The organism is Streptomyces sp. NPDC060198, assembly GCF_042728415.1.
GTDB lineage: Bacteria > Actinomycetota > Actinomycetes > Streptomycetales > Streptomycetaceae > Streptomyces.
Map to the genome: position 1 here is coordinate 1 of NZ_JBHWZJ010000292.1, position 8,768 is coordinate 8,768.

The 8,768-nt window shown below is 71.2% G+C and carries 6 protein-coding genes; 3 read left to right on the forward strand and 3 right to left on the reverse strand.

All coding sequences use genetic code 11. The features are described 5' to 3' along the window. Nucleotides 1-68 precede the first annotated feature (68 nt). From ACFWEP_RS26775 to ACFWEP_RS26785, 3 genes are all read right to left on the reverse strand, one after another. Nucleotides 69-800 carry a GntR family transcriptional regulator gene (locus ACFWEP_RS26775; RefSeq protein WP_387373633.1) on the reverse strand — a complete coding sequence of 244 codons (732 nt, stop codon included), beginning with the start codon at nucleotides 798-800 and terminating at the stop codon, nucleotides 69-71. Between the two features lie 108 nt (nucleotides 801-908). After that, the gene (locus ACFWEP_RS26780; protein WP_387373634.1) at nucleotides 909-1,895 is read right to left on the reverse strand and encodes an acetylxylan esterase; all 987 of its coding nucleotides are present in this window, start codon (nucleotides 1,893-1,895) and stop codon (nucleotides 909-911) included. 95 nt (nucleotides 1,896-1,990) lie between these two features. Further along, nucleotides 1,991-2,812: an amidohydrolase family protein gene (locus ACFWEP_RS26785; RefSeq protein WP_387373636.1), complete on the reverse strand. Its 822-nt coding sequence runs from the start codon at nucleotides 2,810-2,812 to the stop codon at nucleotides 1,991-1,993. A 122-nt stretch (nucleotides 2,813-2,934) separates the two neighbouring features. On the opposite strand from ACFWEP_RS26785, the gene ACFWEP_RS26790 reads away from it, so the two are divergent. The 3 genes from ACFWEP_RS26790 to ACFWEP_RS26800 all read left to right on the forward strand — a co-directional run. Beyond that, nucleotides 2,935-4,872 (forward strand): hypothetical protein, encoded by a 1,938-nt coding sequence (locus ACFWEP_RS26790; RefSeq protein ID WP_387373638.1) that lies wholly within the window; start codon nucleotides 2,935-2,937, stop codon nucleotides 4,870-4,872. After that, a complete protein-coding gene (locus ACFWEP_RS26795) occupies nucleotides 4,869-5,801 on the forward strand; it encodes an aldo/keto reductase (protein WP_387373640.1) in 933 nt (310 codons plus the stop codon). The genes ACFWEP_RS26790 and ACFWEP_RS26795 overlap by 4 nt, the downstream gene beginning before the upstream one ends. Before the next feature lie 867 nt (nucleotides 5,802-6,668). After that, nucleotides 6,669-8,768 (forward strand): RICIN domain-containing protein (locus tag ACFWEP_RS26800; protein ID WP_387373642.1); only part of this gene is annotated, 2,100 nt, incomplete at its 3' end.

Sequence of the window (8,768 nt, forward strand, 5' to 3'; positions counted from 1 at the left end):
ATGCACCGTAAAGCGTGTTGCGAAAGGCCCGAGCCGGATGTCCGGCTCGGGCCCTCGGTGCGGGTGGCTCACTTCTCGGCTGCGGCCCTGCGCGGCTTCCTCTTCACCTCACGCGCGTCCGGGACGGGTCCGCGGCCGGCCGCGTGGTCGGCGAACGCCTCGGCCGCGAGCTCCGCGTCGCCGGACCGCAGCAGCCCGACGAGCCGTCCGTGCTCCTCCGCCATGGCGCTCCAGTCGCCCTCGAAGAGGGGGTCGGAGATGGCCCGCAGAGTGCGCAGGCTCGGCTCGATGACCTCCCACATCCGGGCCAGGAACGGATTGCCCGCGATTCCGCTGACCACGGTGTGGAACTCGATGTCGGCGTCGCGGAACAGGCTCACGTCGTTCGCGGCGACGGCGTCCCGCATCCGCTCGACCAGCGCGTCGAGCTCACGGAGGTGGTCGTCGGTGAGGTGTTCGGTGGCGAGGCGCGCGGCGAGCCGCTCCAGCGGTTCGCGTACCTGCCGGGCGTACTCGGCGTCCTGTGCGGAGATCTCCACGACGAAGTGGCCGCGGCGCGGGACGTGCATGAGCAGCCCCTCACGGGCCAGGCGTTTGACCGCCTCCCGCACCGGGGCCTGGCTCACCCCCAGCCGCCGGGCGATCTCCGACTCGACGACGCGCTCGCTCGGTGCGAGATCGCCGTCGACGACGGCCTGGCGGAGCAGCTCGTAGACCTGGTCGGAGATCAGGGTCTTGCGGAACCGGTCCTTGTTGGTGGCCAGCGTGGAGACGAATCCAGCCGACACGTTCGATGCCATGAATTCCCAATCCTGCGACGGGGCGAACCAGTTGTGTCATGTTACGCGCTCATCGTCTATCGATGGAATTGCGGTGGGGGCGCACGGAGGCGGAACCCCGGACGAACGTCAGCCCGTGAGGTCCAACCGCTTCGCCAGCCAGTCCAGTTTGACCACCTCGTGGGTGGGGCCTCCGCCTTCGTGGTCGTTGAACGGATAGGCGCGTATGTGCTTGTCGGCCTGGTCCACCCCGCCTTCGGCGCCGTAGTGGTTGAACGCCGCGTACCCGGTCGAGGGCGGGCAGATGTGGTCCATGAGGCCGACCGAGAACAGGGTCGGCGCGTTCGCCCTGCGGGCCAGACTGACGCCGTCGAAGTACGCCATCGTGCGGGCGACCGTGGCCGCGTGCTCCCGGTGCAGCTTCACGAACTGGGTGACTTCGGCGTACGGCGGCTTGTCGGTGATCGTGGTGGCGCGCGGGAAGTGGCACAGGAACGGCACGTCCGGCATGACCGCGACGAGGTCGGGGACCAGGCCCGCGGCGGCCAGCGCGATGCCGCCGCCCTGGCTGGTTCCGGTGACAGCGACCCGTGCGGCATCGACCGAGGGATGGGTGCGTACGGCGGCGACGGCCCGTACGGCGTCGGTGTAGACCCGTCGGTAGAAGTAGCGGCGCGGGTCGAGCACACCGCGGGTCAGGAAGCCGGGGGAGGCGATGTCGCCGGAGGCCGGGTCGGGGTCGGGCGTCTCGGCGCCCTGCCCCCGGGTGTCCATCACGAGGTGCGCGTAGCCCGCACAGGCCCACAGCCGCTTCTCGTGCGGGGCCCCGCGCCCGCTGCCGTATCCCAGGTACTCCACGACGGCCGGCAGCGGGCCGGAGCGGGTGACGGGCAGGTGCAGCCAGCCGCGTACGGGGTGGCCGCCGTATCCGGCGAACGTCACGTCGTACGTGTCGATCGTGGCGAGTCCGTTGTGGACCGGTTCGAACGTGACGGCCGGAGCGAAGTCCCGCTGTTCGGCGAGGGTGTCGCGCCAGAACGCGTCGAAGTCGTCGGGCTCGTCCAGTACCGGGCGGTACCGCTCCAGCTCGTCCAGGGGCAGATCGAACAACGCCATGTCGCATCTCCGCGGTCTTCGGGGCTGAGGGAGCCAGCACAAGCTCATCGCCTATCGATCATCGACGGAATCGAATCAGTGCGCTTCGGCGACTGTCAACCACTCAGTCCGTACACCCGGACGGCGTTGTCGTGCAGGATCCGCCGGCGTGCGCCGTCCGGGAGCCGGTCGAGACCGAGGCAGGAGAGTTCCAGGGACTCGGCGCGGCTGCCCCGGGCCAAGCAGATCGGCCAGTCCGAACCGACGAGGCACCGGTCGGGTCCGAGCGCGCCCACCACGTGCCTGACCAGCTCGGCGGTCCGCTCGGGCGGTACACCGTGCTGCTGGGTGAGCAGGCCGGAGATCTTGACGACCACGTTCGGGACCGAGGCGGCCCGTTCCAGGTCGCGGTACCACTCCCCCAGGTCACGGCGGAGGTTCGGCGGGTTGCCGAGGTGGTCGACGACCACGGTGAGCCCCGGGTGCCGGACGGCCGCGCCGGCCGCCGCCCGTAGCGAACCGGACCCCAGATTGAGCTCCAACACCATGTCGGCGGCGGCGAGTTCCGGCACCAACGCGCGGGCTGATTCCGGGCAGTGCGCCCAGCTCGCACCGCCCAGACGCATGGCGTTCGGGCGGGTGTCGCCCAGGTCGCGCAGCAGGGCGCGAAAGCGGCGTGGGCCGTCGTCGCCGTGGACGTGCAGATTTCCCACGTACCCCGCGACGAGGTCGGGGCGGCTCGTCCGCCACGCGCGCAGGGCGAACGTCTCGCCGACGTCGCCGCGGGACCCCTCGACCAGGATCGCCCCGGTCACGGCCGTATCCGGCTCCGACGCCTCCAGGTCCTCGATGCGGAAGGCCCGGTGGTGGACGCTCCCGGGGCGGATCCACGGGAATCCGGATGCCGGGTCCCACAGGTGTACATGGCAGTCGATCACGGCCGGGATCCTCCTGATGCGCCGTTCCCGAGTATTGACAGGCCGACTCGCGCCGGTGAGTCTAACCATCGTCTATCGATGGGCGATTGTGAAGGGCGGATGTTCTCGATGTCCAGGAACCCATGGACCAACGGCTCGAACACGGCTGCGGGGGTGCGGCGATGACCGCCACCACGGCGCCCGGCCTACGGCTCCGGGCGACCCGACCCCTCGGCGAGGCGCCCCGATGGGCCCTGCTCCAGAGGGAGTTGTTCGACCGCCAGGACGCGGCCTGGCGTCTCTTCGCCGACCGCTACACCGAGGGCGACGGCCGCCTCGTCTTCCGGGACAAGCTCGGCGTGGGTCCTGACGGCCGCGACGGCGTGGACGACTTCTACGAGCCGTTCTTCAACTGGCCGACGCTGTACGTCCTCGGCGGCAGCGCCGATCTCCTGACCGCGGCACGGCGGCACTGGAGCGGCGTCTCCGCGCAGCTCTCCGAAATGGGCATGCTGCGAGGCGGGTTGGAGCGCGGCTACGACTGGTTCCATCAGGGCGAGGGTCTGCTGCTCTTCTACGGCCTGTGCTTGGCCGATCCTGGCGACCGGCAACTGCGCTCCATGGCGGGGTCTTTCGCCGATTTCTACCTCCCCGGCGGTCCGAACTACGACGCCGAACACCGGGTCGTGCGCGCACCGCACAACGGGTCGGCGGGGCCGCGTCCGGGCTTCAGCGACGAAGAGCCGTACTTCCCGTGGAGCCTCGCCCTGCGCCCGTACGGCCTTCCGCTCGACGCGATGGACGACGTGACCTCGTTCGACCAGCTCGCGGCCGACCCCGAGCGCGCCCGCTCCTACGGCCGTGCGATGTGGGACCGGATGGGCCGCGGCGACACGATCGTCAATCTCGCCGCGACGGGACTGGCCACGAACGCCTTTCTCCTCAGCGGTGAACAGCGCTACGCGGACTGGGTGGCCGAGTACGTCGGCGCCTGGCGCGAGCGGCTCGACGGACACGACGTCGTCCCCGACAACGCGGGGCTCAGCGGCACCGTCGGCGAATACCTGGGCGGTCGTTGGTACGGCGCGCACTACGGCTGGTCCTGGCCGCACGGCCTCTCCCCCGTGGGCAGCGCCACCCTCGTCGGCGCCTCGAACGCGGCCCTGCTGACCGGCGACGCGGGCTACCTCGACCTGGCCCGCAACCCGCTCGACGCCGTACTGCGCCAGGGCGAGCAGCTCGGCGCCGACGACCGGGGCACCCTGGGCGAGCGCTGGGAGCCGCATCTGCGCGCGATGGACGGCGACCGCACGCTGATGGTCCCGCAGCGGCACAACGACTCCGGCTGGTTCGACTTCACTGTGATGCCAGGTCAACTCCCGCTTTCACTGTGGCACTTCGGTCGCGCGGCCGAGGACCAGGAACGGATCGAGCGACTGCGGGCGGGCGCCGGCTGGGACTGGACGACGGTGCACACCCAGCGCATCAAGGACGAGGCCGGCCACGAGGAGCCGTGGTACGAGTTCCTGCAGGGCCGCAACCCGGACTTCCCCGAGCGCATGCTGCGCAGCGCCCTCGACTCCTGCGCCGAACGCGTCGAGGCCATCGAGACCGACCGGGTGGACCCCGCGACGGGCCCCGGAATCCTCGACATCCACCACTGGCAGGACCGCAACCCGGTCGTCACGGAGGCCCTGCTGCAGCTGACCACCGGCTCGCCCCAGGTCCTCTACAACGGCGGCCTCACCCACATGCATCTGCGCTACTTCGACGCCCTCGGGCAGCGGCCGGGACTTCCCGCGGACACCGCGGCGCTCGTCTCCGACATCCGCCCGGAGCACACCGTCGTGGAACTGGTCAACCTCGGTGGCACCGCGCGCTCGCTGGTGGTCCAGGCGGGCTCGTTCGCCGAACACGCCGTGCACACCGTACGGGTCGACGACGGCCCCGTGCAGGAGGTGGACAGCTCGCGCTGTCGCGTGGAACTGCCCGGGGGTACACGGGTACGGCTGACCCTGACGATGACCCTGCGCGGCGCGCGGCCCACCTGCGACGCCCCTTCCCCGGAGGTGTCCCGATGACCGCCCGACTGCCCTTCGACATGCCCCGCCTGGGCATCGGAACCGCACCGCTGGGAGGTCTGTTCGAGGAGGTGCCCGAGGCGGACGCGGCGGCCACGCTGGAGGCGGCGGCCCACGAGGGGATCAGGTACTTCGACACGGCACCGCGCTACGGGCACGGCCAGGCCGAGGACAGGCTCGGCCGCCTTCTGGCACCGGCGGGCGTCACGGCACCGCTGATCTCGACCAAGACGGGCTGGCTGCTGCGGCCACGGCCCGACGGCTCACCCGGCGAGGTCGTCCCCGACTGGACGGAGGCCGGTATCCGCGCGTCGCTGGAATCCAGCCTGGACCGACTGGGCCGCTCCTCGGTCGACATCCTCTACCTGCACGACGCGGACGACTTCGCGCAGGAGGTCCGACGCACGGCCTACCCGACGCTGCGCCGGCTCCGGGACGAAGGACTGGTACGGGCGATCGGATTCGGCATGAACCACAGTGCGCCGCTCGCCGCCTACGTGGCGGAGTACGAGGTGGACGTCGTCCTCATCGCGGGCCGGCTCTCGCTCCTGGACCACGACGCCCTGGGAACGCTGCTGCCGACGTGCGTGAAGACCGGTACCTCGGTCGTCGTCGGCGGCGTCTTCAACACCGGTCTCCTCGCCGACCCCTCCCCCGGCGCGATGTTCCACTACCGCCCGGTCCCCGAAAAGGCCCTGGCCCGCGCGCGGCGCTGCCGGGCGCTGTGCGCGGAGTACGGAGTGCCCCTCGCCGCCGCGGCGATCCAGTTCCCTTCCCTGCACCCGGCCGTCGGGTCGGTGGTCGTCGGCTGCCGGTCGGCCGCCGAAGTCACGGCGAACGCGGCGGCAGCGCGTTTCCCCGTCCCGGACGCACTGTGGCGGCGCCTGGCTGAGGCGGGGTTCGTCCCGCCGGAGCTGGTGCCGGCGTAGAGGCCCCCGCGCCGGAGGTCCGTCCTCGGTCCGGGACGAGTCCGTCGGCGCGGTGCGGCCTCCTTTCACGAGCGGAACCGGCTCAGCCGTTACGGCATGAGGTCACGGACGCACCTGACCGGGCGCGTTCACGTCCGGCCATGCTGCTCAGGGCCTTATCCCGACGATCGGCGCACAGCCCTCGAAGCGCTCCCACCTCACCGAGGAGATCGCCGAGGAGCGGTGAGCGAGGGTGCTCGGACGTTCCTGGCCTCCGCACAGAGGTCTTGGTCACCAGGGTGGAGTGCCTGGTGGATGGGCAGAACCGCTACCAGCGACGACGGCTGGGGTCGTACGCGTCGCTGGAGCCAACTGCCGAGGGGCGAGATTCGGCCAGCCTCTGGCGCACCATTCACCCCACACGCAACTCGAATACACAGGCTACGCACAGGTAACCGTGGGTGCCGGCCCTTCGGTCGGCCGGGCGGAGCCGCCGCTGTCGGCATTCCACATCGCGCCAATCTGCCCCCGGCCCCCCGTCAACCTCTACCGGAAAGTGTCGACTTCTGCCTAAAGTGACGCCGCGCCGGACCCGGTCCTGACCAGACCGAGACCGCGCACGTCATGACGAGCGACCGGGGGAACCACGTCGCCGGGGGAAGTTCATCGTCGTACCGCCATGCCCGCACTCCGTGCATCCCATGCCGTCCGCCGCGCCCCGACGCCCCTGCCCCCGCGTCGGACCGCGCGCCGTCCCGGCGTCGCGGCACACGCCACTGGTCATCGACCGGTCGGTCCACCCTCCACACAGAGGATGCACACGTGCGTTCACGATCATCCGGGTCACGCAGACCCGTTCTCCGGCGATCCGGGCTCTCCGCCCGGCTCGTGCCGCCCCTGCTGGCCGCCGCACTGCTGGCGGGCGTGGGTGTCGCCCCCGAACTCCTGGCCCGGCCCACCGCCCCGAACACCGAGGCGGCCTCCAGCGACTACGACTGGTACGAGGACACGCCCGCCGAGCTGTTGCGGCAGGACCAGTGTCTGATGAGCGACGTCCTGCGGCTCGGCGGGCCGGCCATGGCCACCAGCGCCAAGGACGCCCTGAACCAGAGCCCGGAGCGGTTGCGGGAACTGGCGGACCGGGACTACTGGGAGGACACGCCGCTCGCCACCGCGTACGAATCGGACCGGACCGCCGCACTGGCCGAACTGAACCGCCTCGACGCGCTCCACAACACCTGGAAGATCACCGGGCTGGAGACGCCGGGCGGCTTCACATCCGTGGTCGACTTCGAGTGGCCACCGGGGACGAGCGGCGACGACGGCGAGGACTTCCACTCCCAGACCGGCCTCACCGAGTGGATCGCCGACCGGTTCTGGAAGGACGAGAGCGACTTCTACGAGGACGCCACCCCGGCCGCCGACGCGCAGACCGTCGCCGCGGTCAAGGCCCTGGGGCAGCCGCTGTACGGGAGCGACCCCGACCCTTCCCTGCCGGACTGGGACCGGCAGCTCGCTCTGCGGGCCGCCTACGAGCACCTGACGGACTGGAGCCTGGAGCCGACCGGCGCCGACAACGCCCGCCTCTTCCTGAGTTCGGGTGGCTTCCCGGACAAGGCGCCGGTGCCGGGCACCACCGAACACCGGATCGCGGTCGAGGACCTCAAGTCCCGCTTCGCCGCGTGCGCGTGGCGTGATCCGATGGACCCGGAGAAGGTCCTCGGCGAGGTCTCCGCGACCGCCGCGGCGGAGTGGCAGCAGGAGATCGGCTCGCAGGCGGCCAAGCGCAACGACATCCTGACCGCGAATAAGAACGCCGTCCAGGCGCTGACCGTGGCCTCCGAGTCGATGGGCAAGTTGCTCGGCCACTCGTGGGTCGCCGACCACATCACCCGCTGGCAGGACTACTGGTCCTCGGGCGGCGTCGGCTGGATCGGCGACTCACCGATGGCCGTGCAGATCCCGGGCGCGACAGGCAAGTGTCTGGGCGTCCAGGGTTCGGGCACCGCGAACGGCACGGCCGTCGAGGTCGTCGCCTGCTCCACGGCGGCCGCCCAGCAGTGGCGGATCAACGGCGGCTACGGCCAGGGCTACAGCCTGCAGAACGTGAACGCGCAGAAGTGCCTCGACCTCGCCACCAACCAGACGAAGATCCAGATCTACACCTGCAACGGAACGCCCGCGCAGGTGTGGAAGTTCAGCGTCCGGGCGAGCGCCACCCTGCAGAACGTGGGGGCGAACAAGTGCCTCAACTTCCCGGCGTACACAGCGGGTCAGGACGCGCTCGCGGCGGCCTGCAGCACCGCCGCCACGCAGAAGGTGCTTTTCAAGGTCTCCGCGCACAACGGCACCGTGCCTCCCACGGCGGAGTTCACCAAGGCCGCGGCGAGGCTGAGTGCCGCACGCACGGGAGCGCAGGCAGAACTGGCGGAGCTGAAGCGTCAGGCGACGGCAGCGACGGCCGCCCAGAGCGCCGGCGTCACCGCCGAGCAGGCGGCGTACGCCATCGCGGACGCCAACGGGGCGCCGCGGGGTCGCGGTCTGCTGGTGGGGCAGCAGAAGGCGCAGGTCACACAGGGCGCGGCGGCGGCGGTGACTGCCCTGGTGAAGGCCGGCGAGACCGCCGAGGCGGCCACCCGGGCGGCTGCCGCGGACAGTGACACGATCGCCCAGCGTGCACTGGCCCAGGCCGCGCAGTCCAAGACGGAGTTCCGCAGGCAGGCGGCCTACCGGGCCGAACTGCAGGCCAAGGCCGCCTCGGACGCGGCCAAGACGCACCGCGACAACGCGAAGAAGGACAAGGAGACCGCCGAGGCCAAACTCGCCGAGACCCTGGCGGCGGAGTCCGACGCCAAGGTGGCGGCGGCCGACGCGCACGCCAAGCGGCTCGCGGCCGAGGCCCAGGAAGCCACGGCGAAGAAGGAGAAGGAGACCGCCGAGGCCAACCAGGCCGAGGCGGCCCAGCACCCGCAGAACGCCGAGGCGGAG